Origin of the sequence: Streptomyces sp. NBC_00207 (assembly GCF_045160965.1) — a bacterium.
GTDB lineage: Bacteria > Actinomycetota > Actinomycetes > Streptomycetales > Streptomycetaceae > Streptomyces.
On sequence record NZ_CP130715.1, the window covers coordinates 1,188,752 to 1,210,188 of the forward strand.

Consider the following 21,437-nt stretch of genomic DNA (forward strand, 5'->3'; position numbering starts at 1 on the left):
GGGGGGTACGGCGCGCAAGGGCGCCAAGATCGTCCAGTGGGACTGCAACGGCGGCCTGAACCAGAAGTGGTGGGACACGGACAACATCGACGGCAACCCCGGCTGGTGGATCAGCGGCACCACCCCGAGCGGTGCCCCCACCTGGATGTGCCTGGACATGCCCGGCGCCAGCACGTCCTCCGGCACGCAGGCCGCCGTGTGGGAGTGCGTCTAGCCACCCGCCGCCTGGCCCTGCCCGACCGGGGAGGGCGGGGCCAGGGGACAGTGCACTCCTAGGCCGCGTCGGCCGCCCGGCGCATCTCCGCCACGTCCAGCTTCTTCATCTTCATCATCGCGGCGGTGGCCCGGGCGGCCCGCTCCGGGTCCGGGTCGCTGACCAGGTCGACCGCGCCCGGCGGAATGACCTGCCAGGACACCCCGAACCTGTCCTTGACCCAGCCGCAGGCGGACTCCTGGCCGCCGTCCTTGGTCAGCGTGTCGTAGTAGTAGTCCGCCTCGGGCTCGTCGGCGCAGTTGATCATGAAGGAGATCGCCTCGGTGAAGGGGAACTGCGGTCCGCCGTTGAGGCCGACGAAATTCTGCCCGTTGATCTCGAACTCGACGGTCATCACCGAGCCCGCCGCTCCTGGGTTCGCCTCCGTGTAGCGCGCGATCCGGCCGATCCTGCCGTCCTTGAACACGGACACGTAGTACTCGGCGGCCGCTTCCGCGTCGCCGTCGAACCACAGACACGTGGTGAAACCGTTGCCGCTCATCTCTGCCTCCAGGCCGGTGCGTGGACGGTGGATACCGTTCCGCACATACAGACCGGCCCCGGGCCCGAAATTCATCGGTGGCCCGGGGCCGGTCTGTGTTCAGCCGGGTTTTTCGCCCGTACGGCTCACTTCGCGGGCGCCGCACCCATGGCGAGCATGCGGTCGACGACGCGCGCGGTGGCGTTGCCGTCGTCCAGGTCGCAGAACTCCTCGCGGAACGCCGCCCGCGCCTCGGCGTACTGCGCCCCGACCTCGTCGGCGTTGCGCACGGCCTCGATCAGGCTCGGCGAGTCCGCCAGCAGCGGGCCGGGGGCCTTCTCCTCCAGGTCGAAGTTGAAGCCGCGCAGCGTGCCGCGGTAGTGCGCCAGGTCGTACGTGAAGAGCAGGATCGGCCGGTCGGTGTGCGCGAAGTCGAAGATCGCGGAGGAGTAGTCCGAGATCAACACGTCGGCGACCAGCAGCAGGTCGGCGGCGTCGGGCCAGCGGGACACGTCGACGACGAAGCCGTCGCGCACGCCCTCGCGGACCTGCTCGGTCACGTGGTGGTGGCCGCGGACCAGCAGGACGTGGTCCTCGCCCAGCTCACGGCGGGCCTGCTCCAGGTCGATGCGCAGGTCGAGCTTGTAGCCGCCCGACCAGCCCTCGCAGTTCTCGCGCCACGTCGGCATGTAGAGGACGACCTTCTTGCCCTCGGGCAGGCCGAGCCGCCGCCGGACCTCGGCGATCCGCTCGGCGTCGGGCCGCACGAGTGCGTCCGTACGCGGGCTGCCGGCCTCGATGACCTCGCCGTCGTAGCCGAGGGCGCGCTTGAGGATCGGCGTGGCGTAGGAGCTCGGGGAGGCCAGCAGGGACCACTGGGCACTGTCGTGCTCCAGCCCCTCCAGGATCTCCGGACTCGTGTAGTAGTCGTGCACGAAGTCGTGCCCGATCTGCTTGATCGGCGTACCGTGCCACGTCTGTACGACGACCTGGCCGGCGCGGCGCTGGAAGAGCCCCGGCACGTTGTCATTGGTCACGTAGTAGCGGGCGCGGGCCAACACCTCCCACGACTCCACGCTGCCGTACTGCACGGCGCGGGCGGTCGCCGGAACCTCGGCGCGGCCGTCGCGGACCAGCCAGATGTGCTCCAGCTTCTCGCCGCGGCGCAGCAGCTCCTCGTGGATGGCGCGCGGCGAGTCGCCGGCGCCGTTCCCCTGGAAGGTGTCGTAGACGACCATGTCCTTGACCGGCAGGGCGCGCTGCGCCGGGTAGGTCTCGAAACGGGCGACGCGCTGGGCGAAGTGGGAGCGGTCGTGCGGGCTCAGCAGCGGGTCGGCGACCAGCACCATGCGGTCGTGGAAGCGGGTCTCGACCCGCATCCGGCGGCCCTGCGTGCTGAAGGGGTGCGGGCCGGCGAAGAGCAGGCCCGGGCCCATCTGGACGGGCGCGCCGCGGTCGACGCCGAGCAGGCCCGCGGTGGTTCCGGCCTGGGCGACCGGGCGCAGCGTGGGCCACCAGCGGCCCTCGGGGAGCGTGGTCCGGCCGGCGTACGCCTCGGGGAGCACGGGCTGGAAGGTGGTCTCGAAGGCGTCCCCGTCACGGGTGAGCGGGTAGCTGAACTCCACGCCGTGCGCGTTGTGCAGGACGAGCTCGTACGGCTCGTCGGCGGGCGCCACGAACCGGCCCCGCAGGGTCACGGTGCCGTCCTCGGCCGTGACCTCGTCCACCAGCGGCGGGGAGGGCTGCACCGAGAGGGTCAGGTGTCCGGTGTTGCCGCGCTTGGCGAAGAGCGAGCGGCCGGTGTCCTCGCCGGGCAGGGGCAGGACCAGGCCGTTGAAGCCGCCGCGCTCGTCGTGGACGAGACGGTGCTCGGCGCCGTCGGCGCCGATCACGGAGAGGCTCCAGGGCTCGGGGGCCCACTCGCCGGGCTCGACCTCGGCGTCCGGTACGGCGGCCAGCTCGGCCAGCGCGACGCGTGCGGTGAAGGGGACGCGGCCGGAGCGGGCCGCGGCGGTCTCCAGCGGGAAGCTGAGGACGGCGCCGGTGGTGACGTGGACGGCCCGCAGTGCGGACGCGGCGCCGACCTCGGCGGAGAGCTCGCCGGTGATCTCGACGGCGTCGTCACCGGCGGGGTGGACGTCCAGGGCGCGGGCGCGGACGACCTCGACCTGGATGGTGAGGGAACCGGAGACGGCCGGGACGATCCGGACGTCGGGGGCCACCCACTGCGGGGGCGGGTTCTGGCCGGTGTCGTGCTCGCCGCCGCGCAGGCGGGCGCGGTGCAGACCGCCGGCGCCGGTGACGGCGATGGACGTGGTCCATATTCCGTCGCGCCACTTGCCGCCCGACTGGAAGATCGAGGGGTCGACGACGGCGGTGAAGCCGGCCCAGTCGGCGTGCCGCAGGGCGAGGTGCGGGGACTTCACGGTGGCCATCGGGGAGGCGACCGTACGGGCGCTGACCACGGAGCGGCGGCGCTTGCCGCCCTCGCGGAAGACCAGCATCTTGCGCGAGCCGAGGCGGCTCTCCGCGCCGAGGTGGCCGGGGAGGGCGTAGCCGCGCAGCAGCAGCTTGCCGTCGGCCCAGGCCGCCTGCTCCAGACGGCTGACGACGCGGCGCTCGCGCGGGCCGAGGGTGAGGACCTTGGCGGGGACCGGCGGGCGGCCCTGCAGGAAGGGATAGTCCGCCTGCGGGCGGGCGAGGCCCTTGACCGGCACGCTGTAGTGGTAGTCGCGCTGGTGGTGCAGGAGGGCGATGAAGTCCTCGACGCGGCCTTCGCCGGCCAGGTACGCCTTGAGCCGGTCGGCGACGGTCAGGTCGGGCCAGGGGCCGGTGCCGATCTCGCGGACCAGGCCGCCGACCTCCTTGACGAAGGCGGCGCGGAAGTCGGCACCGCCTTCGGCGACGTACTTGTAGATGAGCGGGAGTTCCTCGCTCAGCACGTTGTAGTCGTAGTCGCGCAGGTAGCGGACGTACTTGGCGCCCTGCTTGGCCTTGAGGGACTCGCGGACCAGGCGGACGGACTTCACGCGGTCGATCAGGGAGATCGGGTCGGTGGAGCGCTGGGTGATGGAGCGCTCGCCGGTCTCGCGGACGCGCCAGTGGTACACGCAGTCGCTGATGATGTCGACGCTGGACGCGAAGTAGTGCGCGGGGATGCTGACCGGGGCGTCCTCGTAGAGGATGCCCTCCGGGTACTGGAAGCCGTGCTCGTCCCAGAAGGTGCGCCGGTAGACCTTGTTCCACGCGGTGCGGTCGGTGACCAGCGCCGGGAACTTGGAGATGTGGGTCTTCAGCTGGGTCTTGGCGAAGGCGGCGCGGTGGCCCCACGACTGGTTCATGCCGACCGAGCGGAAGCGCTTGACGTTGCCGCCGGCGAAGTCGGAGCCCGTCTCGTCGAGGGCGTCGATCATCCGCTGGTAGGCGTAGTCGGGCATGGTGTCGTCGCTGTCGACGAAGGCCAGGTACTCGCTGTCCGGGTGGATGTGGCGGGCGCCGGCGTTGCGGGCGGCGCCGAGTCCGGCGTTCTCCTGCATCACGACGCGGAAGCGCTTGTCCCGGGCTGCGAAGGCCTTGGCTATGACGGCGCTGGTGTCCGTGGACCCGTCGTCCACGAGGATGGCCTCGAAGTCGCCGAAGGTCTGAGCGGCGATGGATTCCAGGCACTCGTCGAGGTAGAGCTCGACGTTGTAGACGGGGACGACGATGCTCAGGCGCGGGGGCATGGGTGGCGGGTTCTCCAGCGTTTTGTGCTTTATCGATGATCAGCTGCTCACAGCATCCTACTAGGTAGCAGAATCATGAACTCCTCCCTTATCGGGCATACCACGGCTGATCGCCGGGGCGGACGGCAAAGATTTAAGCCGTCCGCCACCTCGACGTCGCAGTCCCGGGTCAGACCTCCAGTTCGGCCTCGATCGACTTCAGCTGGTGGCGGGCCATCGCGAGGTTGGCCCGGCCCTTGTCGAGGGCGAGGTAGAGGAAGAAGCCGGAGGTGCCCCGGCCCTTCAGCAGACGGATCAGGTGGTACTGGCTGCCCAGGGTGATGAGGATGTCCTCGATCTCGTCCTTGAGGCCGAGCATCTCCATCGTGCGGACCTTGGCGCGGACCACGTCCGTGTTGCCGGCGGCGGCGACCGTGAGGTCCAGGTCCTTTCCGCCGCCGACGGTCCCGAGGGCCATGCCGCTGCCGTAGTCGACGAGGGCCGCGCCGAGCGCGCCTTCGATGACGGTGGTGGCTGCCTTGAGCGTGGTCTCGACGTTTGCCATGAGGGGTTCCTCTTTCTTCTTTCGTTGTGTCGTGCGCTGTGGCGGTACGTGGTGCAGGTTCGGTCCGGTGGCGCCGTACGGGGTCAGGCGGGCGGAGCGGGGGGCAGCGGGGGAAGCGGCGGAAGGCCGGAGCCGCGCCGCCCGATGATGTGGTCGATCAGTTCTGCTATCCGGAGGCTGGAGCGCCGGGCCTCGAGGTGGAGGCGCCCGACGTTGACGCGGGGCTCCGCGGTCAGGGTGAGGACGGCCGCCATGCCCGCCGCATAGGTGGCCACGTATCCGTCCTCGCCCCGCACCAGCAGCTCGCGGAACGCTCCCTGCCCGGTGCTGTCGCTCAGCCGCTGGGCCACGCCGAGGGCGGCCGCGGTCAGGGCCGCGATGGATTCGGCCTCGGCGGCGGCGCTGTCCTGGGCGAGGACGAAGCCGTCGGCGCTCGCGGCGAGCGCACCGGTGAGCTGGGGTACCCGGGCCCGCAGCCTGCGGAGCTCGGCGAGTATCTCGGCCTCCGCCTCGGGGGGCACCGTACTCATGTCGGGCTTTCTCCTTTCGGGCTGCCTCCGCTCGGAGCGGTCGGCGCGCAGGGCCGGTCGCAGCGGGAGCCTCACAGGCTTGCCTCCAGTGCGTCGCGTAAGCGGCGGAGCAGCGCCACATCGGGGGATTGGGCCTGGATCATCCAGTCGGGCAGGGGTGCCGCGACGGGGGGCGGAACCGGGGTGTGCGGGGTCTCGACCAGTCCGGCCGCCGCGAGGCGCCGTACGTCGAGAAGCGTGTGGAAGGCGGGCCGGCCCAGCACCCATGCGAGGTCCGCCGGGGTGCGTACGCCGTCGGCCTCGCGGAGCAGGATCCGCTGCCGGGCGCCGACCGTCTGGCCGGGCGAGGCCGCCCGGGGCACGACGGGCGCGGTGTCCAGCAGCGGGTACGGCCAGACCGCGTCGAGCAGTTCACGGCGGCGGCGTGTCTCCCGTTCGACGGCGGCGGCCGGGACGGAGCGGACGGAGCCGATCCAGTGGGTGGCCCCGCGGCGGAACCGGGAGGGCCCGCTGCCCGGGGAGAGCGCGAAGAACGCGGCGTCGAAGATGGCGGCCAGGTGGCAGATCTCCAGCTCCCCGCCGGAGAGCCCGCCGCTGTCCACGAGGAAGCGGGCGACCTGGCGGCGGGCGCCGGCCCGGTCGACGGCCTCGCGCCAGCGCTCGGGGGCGAGGCCACCGCCGGTGGTGAGCAGGACGTCGAGGCCGGGGGTGGCCGGACTCTCCGCGTGGACTATTCGGCCGTCCTCCAGGAAGAGGGTGCCGCGGTCGCGGAGCAGGGCGCCGGTGGCGCGCTCCGCGGCGAGCCGGGTGAGCAGGGGGGAGACGGCGGCGAAGGTGTTCGCGGCCGTGGCCGTGGCTGTGGCCGGGGTGGTCATCTGAGCACCAGCCCTTCGGCCAGGGCCCTGAGTCTGTGGCGGGCGAGGGCGAGGTTTCCGTCGGCCCGGTCGAGCCACAGGTGCAGGAAGACGCTGCTGTCGAAGCTCGTGTCGACGAAGCGCAGGACGTGGTAGCCGGTGCGGGTGGTGACGATCAGGTCCTCGACGGGCGGTCCGGCCGCGTCATCGCCCGACGCCGGCATGGCGAAGGACTCGTACTCGGCGGCCGCCCGGGCCAGCTCGGCGGTCTCGGCGGCGGTGGTCTCGTGGTCGCCCACAGGCGACTCCCCGGCGGTGCCGAGGGCCAGTCCGCTGCTCCAGTCGACCAGCGCGGCCCCCCGCGCACCAGGCAGGGCCATGGCTTCGAGCAGGCATTCGTCGATCCCGGGCACGCGGGCTCCCCTCCCGGCCGGATGTGCTGTTTGCACGGTCGTACGGCGCGACAGGAGGGAACCTACTCAACTTCCACAGCACGAAAGGGCGTTCTGGCATTTTCCGCTGGAACATGCCATGAAGCGCGTGAGAGCTTGGCCGGAACGCGTCGATATTTGATCACGAAGCGAGCGGAAGATCGTCCGCGAGACGGAACGAGCCGCCTTCCCGCTGAACGTACCCCTCATGACTGAGGGTCCGCAGGAGGTGGTAGACGGTGGGCAGCGGGATCCCGGTGACCCGGGCGAGCCGCTTGGCCGTCGCCCCGCCTTCGGCGTGCATCGCTTCCACGAGGCGCAGCGCGCGCTGCACGGAACCGATCAGGGTGGGGGTGCTGTCCTTCTGGCTGTGGTCGGTACCCATGGTGAGTCCCCCTGCTCGGTACGAGGCCTGGCAAACCCATCAAAGTCGCTCACTGGCCGCAAAACCAAGCGGACTCGCGTAAACCTGAGCATAAGATCACCGGATACCTGTCGGTCGGTTCCGCTAGCGCGTGCAGGTCACGTACGCCGGGAGCGGGGTGTCCTCGATCAGGTGGCGCGGCAGGCACAGCCCGAAGCGGTGTTCCAGGACGGCGAGGGTGTGACGGTCGCGGACCTCGTACGGTTCCCCGTCGGGGCGGGCGCACGCGCCGTCCGGCGCGAGTATCCTGGCCGCGATCAGCTCCGGAAGCAGGAAGTCCGGCTGGTGGCCGCCGCGCCAGCATTCCTCGCCGAGGCCGAAGCAGCACACCAGCTCGCCGTTGCGGGCGTACGCGAACTGCTTGGGCGGGTGGTCGGGCTGGGGGTCGAGGTGGACGGCCTCGACGCCGCCCCGGGAGACCTCGGCGAGCCGTTCCGCACCGGCCGGCAGGCCGTGTTCCACGGCGAAGGACCAGTCGCCCCACCGGCCGACCCGGGCCACGCCGTCCCCGTCGACCGTCTCCGTGACCATGCTCCAGGCGTCCAGGGCGCCCAGTGGCCCGGGCCGGACCCCTGGTACCGCGCCGAGCCGCGCGGCGAGTTCGTCGGGGCCGATGCCCCGGGCGAAGGTCAGGCCGACGAACCATCCGTCCCAGTCGGCCAGCCACTGGATTCCGCCGGCCGCGCCGGCTCCGCCCTCGGCCATGTGCGCCATCCCTGCACTCCCCACGGTCTCCCCCGCGACGCCGGCGCTCCCTCACCGGCACGATAGTCAGACCGCGGGCCGCTCCGGGAGGAGGCGCTCGACCATCGTCTCGATGAGCCCCTCCACCGGGTGGGCCTCCAGCATCGCGGGCGCGGTCAGGTCGTCCACGATCAGGCCCAGCATCGCGAGGTACAGCAGGACCACGCCCTGCCGGTCCCCGGGCAGGCCCGCCTCCATGTGCCAGGCGATGTTCGCCTCCAGCTCCTCGCCCTGGAACCCGGCCAGCTCCGCCTGGAGTTCGGGGCGCCGGGTGCCCTCCAGCCGCAGCTCCAGCATCGCGATGTGGACGCTGCGCTCGCGCCGCATCCGCTCCAGGAGGCGGGTCAGCAGCACCTTGGTGTCCAGCGGGCCGGCCAGGTCCGCCGGCTCCGGCGTCAGCCGCTCACGGGTGCGGTGCAGGATCTGCACGAGCAGCTGGGCCCGGTTGGCGAAGTAGTTCGAGGCGGTGCCCGTGGGCACACCCGCCTCGGCGTCCACCGCGCGCAGTGTCAGGCCGCGCGAGCCCTCGCGCGCCAGGACTTCGATGGCGGCGTCGAGTAGTGCGGCGCGGCGCTGCGGATTCTGGCGCATGGGCGGTCCCTGGGGGTGGGTGCGGCACATCGCGTGAGGCACATCGAGTGATCACTGCAAGTGCAGTGATTCGCACACGGTAGCGGATGCGCCCTCCCCGGGCCCTCCCCACGGTCCCCTCCCCCGTGTCAGGCTGCCCGTCATGGAGCGGATCATCGAGGAGATACGCGAGGACCTGTCCCGCCGGATCGCCGTCGCGGCGGACCGGCTCGCCGACCGGACGCTGACGGAGGATCCCGACTACGCCGCCCTGCTCGGCCGGGCCGAGCTGCGCGAGCGGATCCACCACCACCTGCGCCAGGCCGTCGAGGGCCTGGTCCGCAGCTCGCGGGGCCTGCCGGTCGACCTCGCCGACGCCCGGGCCACCGGTGCACTGCGGGCCGAACAGGGGCTGCCGCTCGCCTCCCTGCTGCGCACCTACCGCCGCGGCGGCCGGATGCTCTGGCAGACCCTCACCGAGGCCGTGGCCGCGCACGACCGGGCGGCACTGCCCCGGCTGCTGCCGGGCGCGACCGCATTGTGGGACGTACTCGACCAGATGACGGACGCCCTCACCGACGCGTACCGCCGCACCGAGGCCGCGCGCGCCGACCGTGACCGGGAGCGCCGGGCGGCCCTGCTGGACGTCCTGCTGGACGGGGCAGCCGACAGCGGCGGCCCGACGGCGGCGGAGGCCGCGGCACGGCTGGGCCTGCCGGAGCGGGGCCGGTTCGCGGTGGTCGTGGTGGGGTCCGGCGGCGAGGCCCTGTCCGCGGGGCCGGCCGCGGGCCCGGTCGGTGGTCCGGTCGGTGGTCCGGGCGACGCCCCCGCTCCGCGCGTGCTGTGGCGGGTCCGCGGCGACGGGGAGACCGGCCTGGTGGAGCTGGGCCACCATCCGCTGGAGTCCGTACGGGAGCTGCTCGCGCCGCTCGGCCTGCGCACCGGGGTCAGCCCGGTCGTCGGCGCGGCGGCCGAACTGGCCGGGGCGCACCGGCTGGCCGCCCTCGCGCTGCGCACGGCTCCCGAGTCCGGCGGCCCGCGCACGGCGCTGCTGGACGAGCGGCTGCCGGCGGCGCTGGTCGCCGCCGAGGCCGAACTCGCCGGCCGGCTGCGGCAGGTGGTGCTGGGTCCGGTGCTCGCGCTGCCCGCCGAGGACCGGCGCACCCTGCTGACCACCCTCGGCACCTGGCTCGCCTGCCAGGGCTCGACCACGTACGCCGCGCAGCGGCTGTACTGCCACCGCAACACCGTCTCCAACCGGCTGCGCCGTCTGGAGCAGCTCACCGGCCGCTCCCTCACCGACCCGCGGCAGGTGGTGGAACTGGCGCTGGCACACGCGGCGGTGGTCCAGCACGCCGCGGCCCAGCACGCGGCCTCGGCCCGGCACGCCGCGGCGCAGCACGGCCCCGGGGAACCGCCTACCCCTCCTGCCGCGCGGGCCGCGCGCGTTTCGCCGACTCCAGCAGGTACGGCACGTCGATCACCGCGACGCCCGGCGTGAACAGCAGCCGCGCCTTCAGCCGCAGGGCGTTCTGGTTGTGCAGCGGCTGTTCCCACCAGTGGCCCACGACGAACTCCGGGATCACCACCGACAGCACGTCCGTAGCGGAGTCCGCGGCCAGTTCCTGGACGTGGGCCATGATCGGGCCCACCACCTCGCGGTACGGCGAGTGCAGGATCTTCAGGGGCAGGCCCGGATCGTGCGCCGCCCAGGCCTCGCGCAGCCGGGCCGCCTCCCCCTCGTCCGCGGCGACGGTGACCGCCGTCAGGGTGTCGGGACGCAGCCCCTGCGCGTAGCCGATGGCCTTGAGCGTCGGGGCCTGAACTGCGGCGACCAGGACCAGGACGTGGTGGCGGGCCGGCTTGCGCGGCTTGATGTCGGGGGCCACGGAGACCTGCCGGGCGACCTGGTCGTAGTGACGGCGCACGCCCTTCATCCCGAGGAAGAGCAGTGGCATGGCGATGACGACCAGCCACGCCCCGTGCGTGAACTTGGTGAGCAGGACGATGACCAGGACCAGGGCGGTCAGGGAGGCTCCGACCGCGTTGATGGCGCGCCTGCGGTGGATGTGGACGCGCTCCTCACGCGGGGTGGCGGGCGAGTCGAGTTCCTTGCGCCAGTGCCGGACCATGCCCGCCTGGGAGAGGGTGAAGGAGACGAAGACGCCGATGATGTAGAGCTGGATGAGGCGGGTCAGCTCGGCGTCGAAGGCGACGATGAGGGCGATCGCGGCGAGCGCGAGGAGGACGACGCCGTTGGAGTAGACGAGCCGGTCGCCGCGGTTGGCGAGCTGGCGGGGCGCGTACCGGTCCCGGGCCAGGATCGAGGCGAGCATCGGGAAGCCGTTGAAGGCGGTGTTGGCGGCGAGGATCAGCACGCCGGCGGTGACGGCCTGGAGCAGGTAGAAGAGGAAGTGCCAGCTGCCGAAGGTGGCGCGGCCGATCTGCGCGAGGGCGGTGGAGGTCGGGGTGCCGGGCGGCAGGCCCAGTTCGGTGGGGTCGGCGGCGACGTGCACCTGGTACGACATGGCCAGGGCCGTGATGCCCATGAACATGGTGACCGAGAGCGCGCCCATCGCGGCGAGCGTGGTCGCCGCGTTCCTGGCCTTGGGCTTGCGGAAGGCGGGGACGCCGTTGCTGATCGCCTCGACGCCGGTGAGGGCGGTGCAGCCGGAGGCGAAGGCGCGCATCGCGAGGAACACCAGGGCGATTCCGGTGTAGGTGCCTTCCGCGGTGATCGGCAGGTGGGCGGACTCGGCGCGGATGGTGTCACCGGTCCCGAGCCGTACGGCGGCGACGGCGAACATCAGGTAGATGACGAGGACGAAGCCGTAGGTGGGGATGGCGAAGACGCGGCCCGACTCCCTTACGCCGCGCAGGTTCATCAGGGTGAGGAGCACCACGAAGGCGACCGACAGGGCCACTTCGTGGTCGTTGAGCGAGGGGATGGCGGAGGTGATGGCGGAGACGCCGGAGACGACGGAGACCGCGACGGTCATCACGTAGTCGACGAGCAGGGCGCTCCCGGCGGTGAGCGCGGCGGTCTGCCCGAGGTTCTCCGCACTGACGACGTAGGCGCCGCCCCCGCCGGGGTACGCGTGGCAGGTCTGCCGGTAGGAGGCGACGACCACCACGAGCAGGAAGACGATGGCGGCGGCCGCGTACCAGGTGAGGTGGAGCAGTGCGACGCCGCCGAGGGCCAGGATCAGCAGGATCTCCTCGGTGGCGTATGCCACCGAGGAGAGCGGGTCGCTGCAGAAGATCGGCAGGGCGAGCCGTTTGGGCAGCAGGGTCTCGCCCAGGCGCGCGGTGTCGAGGGGTTCACCGACGAGCACGCGTTTCGCATTGATTCGCCTCATTGGGGCATGATCGTCGATTCCTTTCACCGATCATCCCTTTTGCGGCTTGTGTCACCCTGCGAGCTCCTCCGCCCGGTGAGCCAGCCAGAGGTCGTGCCGGGCGCTCGGGGACTGGAGCAGGGAGCGCTCCAGCAGCACCTCGATGCGGGTCAGCCGCTTGCGGACACCCGGGACGGAGACCCCCAGCGCCGCTGCCGCCGGAACGAGTTGGGCGTCGTGCGCCAGCCAGGCCCGGACCGTGGCGCGCGCGCCCGCAGGGGCGTCCGGTCCGCTCAGCGCGCTCAGCTGGACACGGGCCCAGGCGGTCACCCGCGGATCGCGCAGCACCGCGTCGAGACCGGGGGCGGCCGCCGCGGGCGCACCGTTGCCCCACCGGGCGCCCGGGGTGAGCCGCAGCGCCAGCGAGAGCGCCGCCTGGTCCCCGAGGCGCGCGAGGTCCAGCCCGAGCAGCGCCTCGACCAGCCGGAGCCTGGCGGCGAGGGTGTTGCGGTGGATCTTCAGCAGCTGCGTGGCGTGCGAGGAGAAGTTCAGCCAGGCGTGGGCGGTGGCGCGCAGTTCCTGTCCGTCGGGGTCCTGGGGGCGCCGGGGCTCGTACGCGTACAGGGGCGCGAGCAGGGCCTGCGCCCAGCCGGCTCCGGCCTCGTGGGCGGCGAGGGCCAGCTCGGGGCCGGGCCCGAAGCGGGCGTGCCGCTCGTCCCGCTCCCGGGCGACGGCCAGGGCGTGGAAGGCCTGGAGGTAGGCGGCCGGGGCCTCGCGCAGGCGCAGCTCCCCGCTGACCCCGACCGTGCAGTCCGGGGCGACCGCGACCAGCGCGTCCGCGAGGGGGTCGTGGCCGGCGGACGCCGCCGCCGGGCCGGCCGGGACGAGCACGATGAGGTGGCGTACGTAGACCGGGCAGCGCACGATCCAGGCCCGGCCGTCCGTCAGCTCCTCGCACAGCCGGGCCACTTCGGCGCGCTGACCGGTGCGGCATTCGACGACGTACATCCGCATCGGCTCGGGCAGCGAGGGCCCCAGCGCCTCGGCGATCTGGTGGGCGGTGGAGAGCCGGCCGTTCATCAGCAGGTGCAGCACCGCCTCGCGCGCCCGCGACTCGGCGAGCGCGGCCCGCTCCTCCCGCTCGGCGGCCTCCTCGGCGCGCAGGACGAGGGCGAGCGGTGCGGCGGCGTCCGCGAGCAGGGTGGCGGCGTCGGGGTGGTGCGGCTGCTCCAGTACGGCGGCCAGCGCGCGCCCGCCGTCCAGCGCGAACAGCAGCGTGGCGGAGCCGGGGGCGTGCAGGACGGCCGACCGTACGCCCCGGGCGGTCAGTTCGGCGGCGCCCCGCACGGCGGCCTCCGGCCCCCGCCCGTGTCCCGCGTCCACCACCCCGGTCCATCCGCCGAGGCGGGCGGAGAGCCATTCCAGCAGGGCCGCCGACCCCCCGGAGTGGGCGAGCCGGTGCAGCTTGAGGACGTCGTCGGACCGGGACACCGGCGCATTCAACCATCCGCCGCCCACTGTGCGCTGTGATACCCGTCTCGGCCGGTCACTGTGCACGGCGAACCCTGCCAACGGGCCCCGGACCACGTACCTTTGGCCGCGAGCGGCCGGATCCCGGCATCCACGGGGGAGAAGACCGGGGTCCGCCGCCGCTCACATCCTGGCGGCCGCGCTGCGGATGGCCTCGCGGATGCGGAAGTACGTGCCGCAGCGGCAGATGTTGGCGATGGCGTCGATGTCCTCGTCCGTGGGCTCGCTGGTGCGCTTGAGCAGGGCGACGGCGGCCATGATCTGGCCGGGCTGGCAGAAGCCGCACTGGGCGACGTCCTGTTCGAGCCAGGCCTCCTGGACCGGGTGCAGGTCCTCGCCGTTCGCCAGCCCCTCGATGGTGGTCACCGACCTGCCCGCGCACGCGGAGACGGGCACCACGCACGGGCGGACGTCGACGCCGTCGAGGTGGCTGGTGCACGCCTTGCAGACGTCCACCCCGCAGCCGTACTTGGGCCCGCGGACGCCCAGCATGTCGCGGAGCACCCAGAGCAGGGGCAGATCGTCGGGCGCGTCCACGGTGACGCTCTGCCCGTTGACGGTGAAGGTGTGCGAGGGCACGGCGTACTCCTGGATCCGGACCGGCGAGGGGTGGGGGCTAGCGGGGGTAAGGGGTGAAGTCGACGTCGAAGTCGAGGGGGAAGCTGCGCGGCTTGGAACCGGTGGCCCGGGCCCAGGCGTTGGCGATCGCGCCGACCGCGGCGGGCACGCCCAGCTCGCCCGCGCCGCCCGGCTCCTCGCCGGTGGCCGGCAGCACGAAGACCCGTACGTCACGCGGGGTGTCCCGCTGCTGCGCCCAGTGGAACTGGCTGTAACTGCCCTCCAGCGGCAGTCCCTTGTCCAGGTGCAGTCCGGCGCGCAGGGTGGTGGAGATCGCGTCGGTGAGACCGCCGATCATCTGCGCCTCCAGCCCGCGCGGGTTGACCGGCAGGCCCACGTCCACGGCGATGACCGCCTTGGTGACGCGGACGTGCTCCGGGTCCCGGGTGTCGATCTCGACGAGGCACGCGGTGCGGGACTTGTACTCCTCGTGGAAGGCGATGCCCTGCGCGCAGCCCGCCTCCATCGGCCGCCCCCACTCCCCCTCCGTGGCCACCTTGTCGAGTACGGCGCGCTGGGCGTCGGTTTTAAGAAAGGTGCGGCGGAAGCGGTACGGGTCGCGGCCGGTCCGCGCGGCGAGTTCGTCGACCACGATCTCCTCGGCCCCGCGCGTGTTCGCGGAGTACACCGAGCGCCAGGACCCGGTGGGGATGCCGGTGGGCACCTCGGTGAGCGCCTGGGTGGTGAGTCCGAAGTGGTACGGGGACTTCACCGTGGTCAGGAACAAGGTCTGGGCGAGGGTGGCGTTGCCGATGCCAAGCGGCAGGCTCGCCGCGGTGGCGGTGATGATCTCGCCCAGCCCGTGCCGGAAGTCGGTCTCGGCGGCGGCGACCCGGTGCTCGAAGCTGAGGACCTCGCCGAGCAGGTGGGTGGCCCGGATCTTGTGGTGGGTCGCGGGACGCATCCGGCCGTGCCGGGTGTCGTCGACACGGGTCCACATCAGCCTGACCGGGCGGCGGCAGGCCTTGGAGACGCGGGCTGCCTCCAGGGCCGCGTCGAAGAAGAGCCGCCGGCCGAAGGAGCCGCCGGCCTGGACCACGTGCACCTTCACCTTGTCCAGGGGCAGGCCGAGGTCCGCGGCGATGGTCTCGCGGGCCACGATCGGGGACTTGAGCCCGGACCAGATCTCGGCACGGTCGTCGCGGACGTCGGCGATGGCGGAGTTGGTCTCCATCGGGGCGTGGCTGACGAAGGCGAAGTCGAACTCGGCGTCCACGTACGGGGTCAGCAGCGGCGGCACCAGCAGCGGCGGGGTGGCAGCGCGCAGCTTGGCGCGGACCTGGGCGTCGGACAGCTGGTCGGCGGGGCCGGGCCCCCAGGTGACCTGGAGGGCGGACTTGGCGGTGATGGCCTGCCCGAAGGTCTCGGCGACGACGGCGACCCCGGTCGGGACGGTCACCACGTGCAGGACGCCGGGCATGGCCCGGACGGCGGCGAGGTTGGTGACGGTGCGGACGGTGCCGCCGAGGGTGGGCGGGCGGCGCACCACGCAGGGCTTGGCGCCGGGCACGTCGAGGTCGAGGGTGTACTGCTGGGCGCCGGTGACCATGGCGCGGGCGTCGACCCGGCTGGTGGGCCTGCCCACGAGCGTGTGCTTCGCCGTCTTCTTGGGGGTGGCGCCCGGCACGATCAGGCCGGGGTCGGCGGCGGCCGCGGCGAGGGAGCCGTAGTCGGCGGTGCGGCCGTCAGGGGCGCGGACGGCCCCGTTGGCGGTGGTCAGTGACTCCGCGGAGAGGCCCCAGCGACGGGCGGCGGCCGCGACGAGGCGGGCCCGGGCGGTGGCCGCGCACTGGCGGACCGGCCCGTAGAGGGAGCGGATCGAGTTGGAGGATCCGGTGAGCTGGTTGAAGAGCAGCTCGGGCCGCGCGTCGTCCAGCTCCACGCGTACGCCGGCGAGCGGCGCGTCGAGTTCCTCCGCGACCAGCATGGCCACCGCGGTGGTGAGGCCCTGGCCGACCTCCTCGCGCGGCAGCCGGAAGCGGATGGTGCCGTCCGCCTCCACGGCGAGCGCCAGCAGGGCGGAGGTGGGCGCCCCGGCGAGGATGAACAGGTCTCCGAGGTCGATCACGTCGGCGATGGCGGGCAGGGACGGCACCACGGCGTGGGCGGGCTGCGGGGCGAGCGCGTCGGCGCCGGCGCGGGTGACGAGCGCGAGGGTCGGCGCGGCCACGAGGTAGGTGAGGAAGGAGCGGCGACTCTGCCCGGCGGGGCGGCCCTGCCCGGCGGCGCCGTCCCGGGGCGCGGAGTCGCCCCGGACCCCGGCGTCGTCCTGGACCCCGGCCCGAACCGTGTCGTGGTCGCGCCCGGCGGCGTGGCTGTGCCCGCTCATGTTCGTTGTGTCCCCACGCTGCGCGGGCCCGCCCGCACGGACCTCCCCCGGTTCATTACCGGCACGTAGGGTAGCGACCAGGTCGTGCGGTGGGAAGCCCGGGCTCCGCATCGACTCGCGGCGGCGGGTCCTCCGTTCGGGGGTATCGCGGTGGGCCGCGTTGATCCGGGCCCGGTACGAGTGTCGCCGCGGTCCGCCCTCGTACACCTCGGCCGTACGATCGAGCGGCGGCGGGCCGAGGGCCGGTTTCCGGCCGCCCCCGTCACCGCGTTCCGGCTCCGACCGGCTGGTGCAGGTCCCGCCCCGCCGAAGGCAGTTGACCGGATTCGTTCGCACACGAAATACGTGCCGGAAGGCCTACGGCATATGCCGGAAGCAAGAACATAGCGGATGTTGCCAAACGCCTTACACACCGTCGCGCCCTGTGCAACAGTCGTTACCGGTCCTTCCTTCAGACTTGGCCGTGCCGCGCCTGTATCGGAGTTCTCATGCCGTCCCACCTGTTCGCGGACCGTTCCGCGCAGCCGCCAGAGCCGGGGTCGGTGGACGCGCTGATCTCCCAGACCCGGCGGCTGCGGGGAGAAGTGGACGCGGTCCGCCGCGACACCGTCGTGGACGACGACGACGCCCAGGGCCGCTGGCAGCGCGCACTGTGCGATCTCGCCGTCCACCACCTCGACGACCTCGGCGAGCATCTCGGCCAGCTCAAAGAGGGCCTGCCGCCGGTCCCCGAGACCATCGAGCACCCGCAGGCGGCCCCCGAGGCCGGGCCCGAGGCCCACACCCGCGTCGGCAGCGCCGAATGGAATCTGCTGACGGACGAAGTGAGCTGGTCCGACGAGCTGTTCCAGATCTTCGGGCGCTCGCCCGAAGCCGGCGCGCTCCCCCTGGACGAACTGGGCTCCACCCTTTTCTCCGAGGACCAGCCGCTGCTCACCGCATGGGTCACCGCCTGTCTGGTGGACGGCAAGCCGATCGACGGCGAGTTCCGCATCGTCCGGGCCGACGGCCGCGTACGGACGCTGCACATGAGGGGCGAGCCGGTACTCGACTCCGACGGCTGTACGGCCTCCATGTGGGCCGTCCTGCGCGACGTGAGTGAACTGCGCCGGAGCCAGCGTGCGGTGCGCGAGTCCCGTGACTCGCTGCAGCGCCAGCGGGAGATCGCGCAGACCGAGCACCGGCTGGCGGTCGAGCTGCAGGAAGCCGTGCTCCCCCCGTGGCGCGGCTCCCTGCGGTTCCCGCACAGCAACGCGGGCACGCTGGACGTGGCCGCCCACTATCTGCCGTCCGCGACCAGTGCGCTGATCGGCGGCGACTGGTACGACGCGCTCGAACTCCCCGACGGCCGCTCGATGCTGACGGTCGGTGACCTGACCGGGCACGGGGTGACCGCCACCTCCGGGATGGCGATGATGCTGGGCGCCCTGCGCGGGATGGCCATGGCGGGGATCGAGCCCGGCCCGCTGATGGGCTGGCTCAACCAGCTCCTGGAGACCTCGGTGCAGCCGGCCCTCGGATCGGCCGTGTGCTGCCGGTACGATCCCGCGCGCCGGGTGCTGTCCTGGGCGCAGGCCGGCCACCCGGCCCCGCTGCTCTTCCGCCGCGGTTCGGGCCGGAGCCTCCTGCCGCCGGAGGGCGTCCTGCTGGGCGCGACCTCCGGAGCCTCGTACGGGCAGGCCGAGGAACGGCTCGAAGTGGGCGACCTGCTGGTGCTGCACACGGACGGACTGACCCCGCGCAGCATCGAGTTCAGCCGGGCCGACGGGACCGAGCGGCTCCTGGCGCTCGCGCCGCGGTTCGCGGCGGCGCGGTCGGCGCAGGACTGCGTGCGGATCGTGATCGAGGAGTTCGGCGAGAGCGAGCGGGAGGACGACGCCTGCGTGCTCGTGGCCCGGGTGGGCGGCTAGCGGGCACCACCCGAACGGGCTTCACCGCCACACGGGTTCACCGGCAACACGGCTTCACAGCCGCACGGTTCAGGGCCGCACGGTTCAAGGCCGTACGGCTTCGGGACGACACCGATCCAGAAGAGCTCCGATTCAGGGCCGCGCCGGAAGGCGCGGCCTTTCTCGTCTCCGTACACGGCGTGCGGGCATGCGGGCGGACGGGGCGCGCGGGGCCGGCGTGGGACTACACCCCCGTGGCGCGCGGCGCCGGGCTGTCCGGGAGGGCCAGCTTGATCTCCTGGCGCAGGTCCTCGATGCGCGGGTAGCCGGAGTACTGGGCGGTGAGCCGGTACATCTCGCGCAGCCGGTCCCAGGTCCGGTGCGAGGAGGTCTCGTTCATCGAGACCAGGGCCAGGCGCGCGTAGCGGTCGGCCTGTTCGGGCTCGTCGGCGATGAAGCAGGCCGAGGCCATGGAGATGTAGTCGAAGATCTGCGAGCGCTGATAGCCCTCGCCGCGCAGCCGCAGGGCCTCCCTGGCGTGCCGCGCGGCGACCGGCGCCGCCGTGGCGTCGTGGTCGGCGAGGGTGCGGTAGGCGAGGGCCTGCATGCCGTGCAGGTCGGCCTCGTCGAAGTGCTGCATCCAACTCGGCGGCGGCACATCGCCCTTGTCGGAGACGAACAGGTCCTCCGCCTCGCCCAGGGTGCGGCGCATGGCCTGACCCTTGCCCATGGCGGCCTGCGCCCAGGCCTCGATGGTGTGGAGCATGGCGCGGGTGCGGGGCAGGGTCTGCTCGCCCGAGCCCGACTGGGCGAGCTTCATCAGGTCCAGGGCCTCGTTCGGCTTGCCCAGGTGGACCATCTGGCGGGCGGCGCGGGACAGCGCCTCGCCGGCGCGCGGCCGGTCGCCGCCCTCGCGGGCCGCGTGCGCGGCGATGACGAAGTACTTCTGCGCCGTGGGCTCCAGGCCCACGTCGTGGGACATCCAGCCCGCGAGCACGGCCAGATTGGCCGCCACCCCCCAGAGCCGCCGCTGGAGGTGGTCGGGGTGGTGGTAGGCGAGCATCCCGCCGACCTCGTTGAGCTGGCCGACGACGGCCTTGCGCTGGAGACCGCCCCCTCTGGAGGCGTCCCAGGCACGGAACACCTCGACGGAGCGCTCCAGGGCCGCGATCTCCTGGGAGCCGATCGGGGCCGCCTCGTAGCGGTCGTATCCCGCGGGATCGGCCTGGAAGGACTCCCCGAAGTGCCGCGCCTCCTTCGCTAGGGCGGGGTCGGTGTGCAGCCAGTCGTACATGGCGTTGCTGAGGGCGGAGCCGGCCGTGAGCACGGCGCCCGCGCCCATCAGACCGCGACGGTTGAGCATGAGGTCCATTCCCGTGAATTCGGTGAGGACCGCGGCTGTGCGTTCGGGCGCCCACGGCATCCCGTCGGGGTTCTCACGAGCCCCTTCCGGCTGCCGTCTGGAGGTGCGCCGCTGCCGTACGAACCCGAGGTCCTCGATGGTCACGACACGACCGAGCCGCTCGGTGAACAGTGCTGCCAGTACCGTGGGCACCGGTTCGCGCGGGGTCTCCCCCATGTCGATCCAGCGCCGCACCCGCGAGGTGTCGGTGGCCAGCTGGGGGTGGCCCATGGCCGCCGCCTGCCGATTGACCATCCTCGCCAGTTCGCCCTTCGACCAGCCGGCCAGGCCGAACAGGTCGTTCAAGCGGGTGTTTGGACCTTTGCTCACGTCAAGCCCCCAGGTTCTCGGCTGAGTTGACAGTAGCCCCCCGTCAGATGCCCAGCGACTATTCGCCAGGCTTCGCCAGGGCACGCCCGATGGTTCGCCACCTTGCGCCGGGTGTCAGGTAGGAATGCGCCTCCCCGACCCGGTCTCCGGCGGAACTCCCCAGGGTGAAGCAGGGGATCCGGCGGGGCGGCGTACGCAACTCGTCGGCGCACGAAGGGATCCGTATCACCATGTACGCAGCAACGTCCTCCGTGTCCGCACCGGTCCGGCCGCACCGCACGCTCCCGGCGGGCGGCGGCCCCTACCTCGAACCCGGCCGCCCGTCGGCTCCGGTGCAGGGCACCTTCCGGGCACGGCGGATGCCGGGTACCGGGTCTCAGCCCGTCAGTGGAAGAATCGACCTCTCGGGACCGCAGGGGGCGCAGCTGCGCACCGCCCTCGCCTCGGTGCAGCGGATCTGTCCGGAGTTCGCGCCGGTCCAGGTGCTGCGGCGCAGCGGACGGTCCGTCCTCCTGGTCGGGACCACCGGGCGGATGACCGCCGTCGCGAAGGTTTTACTGGACCACTCGCCCGAGTGGCGCGAGCGCTACCGGCACGAAATAGCGGCGTACCGGACGTTCGTCCGGCACCGCCCGCCGGTCCGGGTGCCGCGGCTGATCGCCGCCGACCCCGAGAACTGCACGCTGGTGGTGGAGCGGATGGCGGGCCGGGTCGCGGCCCTGCAGCGGCACCCGGTGGAGCCGCCGCCGCGGGTGGACCTGCGGGCGGCCCTGGGCGCGGTGTGCCGGGTCAACCAGTGGCGGCCGCCGGCCGAGCTGTTCGGAACCCCGATGAACTACGCGCGGCGGATCGCCCGCGACTACGAGTTGGGGCTGCTGACCGACCGGGACCTCGGCGACCTGCAGAAGCTGCTGCACGGCGTGAAGCTGTCGGGTACGGCGCTGCAGTTCAACCACGGTGACGCGCTGCTGTCGAACCTGCTGCTGTCCCCCGCCGGTCCGGTGCTGCTCGACTGGGAGCACGCCGGCTGGTACCTGCCGGGCTACGATCTGGCCACGCTGTGGGCGGTGCTGGGCGACGCCCCGGCCGCCCGTGCCCAGATCAGCCGGCTCGCCCAGTCGGCCGGTCCGGCCGCGCGGGACGCCTTCCTGGTCAACCTGATGCTGGTGCTGACCCGGGAGATCCGGATGTCCGAGACGGCGGTGCAGCGCTCGATGCTGGCGACCGCCCCGGCCCAGCCGCTGCCGGCGGGATCCCTCTCCTCCGGGGAGGAGCAGCGGCTGCTGCTCCGCCGCTTGCACGACGACGCCGGAATGGCGCGCAGAGCGGTGCGCGCGGCGGTCGGCACGCGCTGACCCCTCCCGCACCCGGTGTACGCGAAGTCCCGTGGCCCCCACCGCCACGGGACTTCGCTCGTTCGCGGGTGCGCACGCAGCGGGGGCGGG

18 protein-coding genes are annotated in these 21,437 nt (G+C 72.8%); 4 read left to right on the forward strand and 14 right to left on the reverse strand.

Annotated elements, in window-relative coordinates; genetic code table 11:
- Positions 1-55 precede the first annotated feature (55 nt).
- Positions 56-214, forward strand: a complete 159-nt coding sequence (locus OG472_RS06060; RefSeq protein ID WP_405943144.1) for a hypothetical protein — start codon at positions 56-58, stop codon at positions 212-214.
- 58 nt (positions 215-272) lie between these two features.
- Here the strand turns inward: OG472_RS06060 and OG472_RS06065 are convergent, their stop codons facing one another.
- From OG472_RS06065 to OG472_RS06105, 9 genes are all read right to left on the reverse strand, one after another.
- Positions 273-755, reverse strand: coding sequence for a VOC family protein (locus OG472_RS06065; RefSeq protein ID WP_401603375.1), 483 nt, complete (start codon positions 753-755; stop codon positions 273-275).
- Between the two features lie 125 nt (positions 756-880).
- Positions 881-4,459 (reverse strand): CDP-glycerol glycerophosphotransferase family protein, encoded by a 3,579-nt coding sequence (locus tag OG472_RS06070; protein ID WP_405941067.1) that lies wholly within the window; start codon positions 4,457-4,459, stop codon positions 881-883.
- 169 nt (positions 4,460-4,628) lie between these two features.
- Complete coding sequence (locus tag OG472_RS06075; protein ID WP_383564479.1) at positions 4,629-5,003, reverse strand: hypothetical protein; 375 nt, start codon at positions 5,001-5,003, stop codon at positions 4,629-4,631.
- Positions 5,004-5,086: 83 nt separating this feature from the next.
- Positions 5,087-5,533 (reverse strand): roadblock/LC7 domain-containing protein, encoded by a 447-nt coding sequence (locus OG472_RS06080; protein WP_401603382.1) that lies wholly within the window; start codon positions 5,531-5,533, stop codon positions 5,087-5,089.
- Positions 5,534-5,604: 71 nt separating this feature from the next.
- Positions 5,605-6,408 carry a transcriptional regulator gene (locus OG472_RS06085; protein ID WP_401603384.1) on the reverse strand — a complete coding sequence of 268 codons (804 nt, stop codon included), beginning with the start codon at positions 6,406-6,408 and terminating at the stop codon, positions 5,605-5,607.
- Positions 6,405-6,800: a hypothetical protein gene (locus OG472_RS06090; RefSeq protein ID WP_401603387.1), complete on the reverse strand. Its 396-nt coding sequence runs from the start codon at positions 6,798-6,800 to the stop codon at positions 6,405-6,407. Before OG472_RS06090 ends, OG472_RS06085 begins: the two co-directional genes overlap by 4 nt.
- A gap of 160 nt (positions 6,801-6,960) precedes the next feature.
- Entirely contained in the window at positions 6,961-7,203 is a 243-nt protein-coding gene (locus tag OG472_RS06095; RefSeq protein WP_383564471.1) for a helix-turn-helix domain-containing protein, read from the reverse strand.
- Between the two features lie 123 nt (positions 7,204-7,326).
- Positions 7,327-7,947, reverse strand: a complete 621-nt coding sequence (locus OG472_RS06100; RefSeq protein WP_405941068.1) for a DUF6461 domain-containing protein — start codon at positions 7,945-7,947, stop codon at positions 7,327-7,329.
- Positions 7,948-8,013: 66 nt separating this feature from the next.
- Positions 8,014-8,577 carry a TetR/AcrR family transcriptional regulator gene (locus OG472_RS06105; RefSeq protein WP_405941069.1) on the reverse strand — a complete coding sequence of 188 codons (564 nt, stop codon included), beginning with the start codon at positions 8,575-8,577 and terminating at the stop codon, positions 8,014-8,016.
- A gap of 142 nt (positions 8,578-8,719) precedes the next feature.
- On the opposite strand from OG472_RS06105, the gene OG472_RS06110 reads away from it, so the two are divergent.
- Positions 8,720-10,057, forward strand: coding sequence for a helix-turn-helix domain-containing protein (locus OG472_RS06110; RefSeq protein WP_405941070.1), 1,338 nt, complete (start codon positions 8,720-8,722; stop codon positions 10,055-10,057).
- Here the strand turns inward: OG472_RS06110 and OG472_RS06115 are convergent.
- The 4 genes from OG472_RS06115 to OG472_RS06130 all read right to left on the reverse strand — a co-directional run bounded on the left by OG472_RS06115 (position 9,975) and on the right by OG472_RS06130 (position 16,371).
- On the reverse strand, positions 9,975-11,915 hold the full coding sequence (locus OG472_RS06115; protein WP_401603398.1) for an APC family permease: 1,941 nt from the start codon (positions 11,913-11,915) through the stop codon (positions 9,975-9,977). The two genes, OG472_RS06110 and OG472_RS06115, sit on opposite strands and share 83 nt — an antisense overlap.
- A 51-nt stretch (positions 11,916-11,966) precedes the next feature.
- On the reverse strand, positions 11,967-13,385 hold the full coding sequence (locus tag OG472_RS06120) for a helix-turn-helix domain-containing protein (protein WP_405941071.1): 1,419 nt from the start codon (positions 13,383-13,385) through the stop codon (positions 11,967-11,969).
- Between the two features lie 162 nt (positions 13,386-13,547).
- The gene (locus tag OG472_RS06125; RefSeq protein WP_401603404.1) at positions 13,548-14,003 is read right to left on the reverse strand and encodes a (2Fe-2S)-binding protein; all 456 of its coding nucleotides are present in this window, start codon (positions 14,001-14,003) and stop codon (positions 13,548-13,550) included.
- A 37-nt stretch (positions 14,004-14,040) separates the two neighbouring features.
- Positions 14,041-16,371 (reverse strand): molybdopterin cofactor-binding domain-containing protein, encoded by a 2,331-nt coding sequence (locus OG472_RS06130; RefSeq protein ID WP_405941072.1) that lies wholly within the window; start codon positions 16,369-16,371, stop codon positions 14,041-14,043.
- A gap of 488 nt (positions 16,372-16,859) precedes the next feature.
- Here OG472_RS06130 and OG472_RS06135 point away from each other — a divergent pair, with 488 nt between their 5' ends.
- The gene (locus tag OG472_RS06135; protein WP_401603409.1) at positions 16,860-18,281 is read left to right on the forward strand and encodes a PP2C family protein-serine/threonine phosphatase; all 1,422 of its coding nucleotides are present in this window, start codon (positions 16,860-16,862) and stop codon (positions 18,279-18,281) included.
- A gap of 223 nt (positions 18,282-18,504) precedes the next feature.
- Here OG472_RS06135 and OG472_RS06140 read toward each other — a convergent pair whose 3' ends face one another.
- The gene (locus tag OG472_RS06140; RefSeq protein ID WP_401603412.1) at positions 18,505-19,992 is read right to left on the reverse strand and encodes a hypothetical protein; all 1,488 of its coding nucleotides are present in this window, start codon (positions 19,990-19,992) and stop codon (positions 18,505-18,507) included.
- 230 nt (positions 19,993-20,222) lie between these two features.
- Here OG472_RS06140 and OG472_RS06145 point away from each other — a divergent pair, with 230 nt between their 5' ends.
- On the forward strand, positions 20,223-21,347 hold the full coding sequence (locus OG472_RS06145; RefSeq protein WP_401603415.1) for an aminoglycoside phosphotransferase family protein: 1,125 nt from the start codon (positions 20,223-20,225) through the stop codon (positions 21,345-21,347).
- The last annotated feature ends 90 nt before the right edge of the window (positions 21,348-21,437 follow it).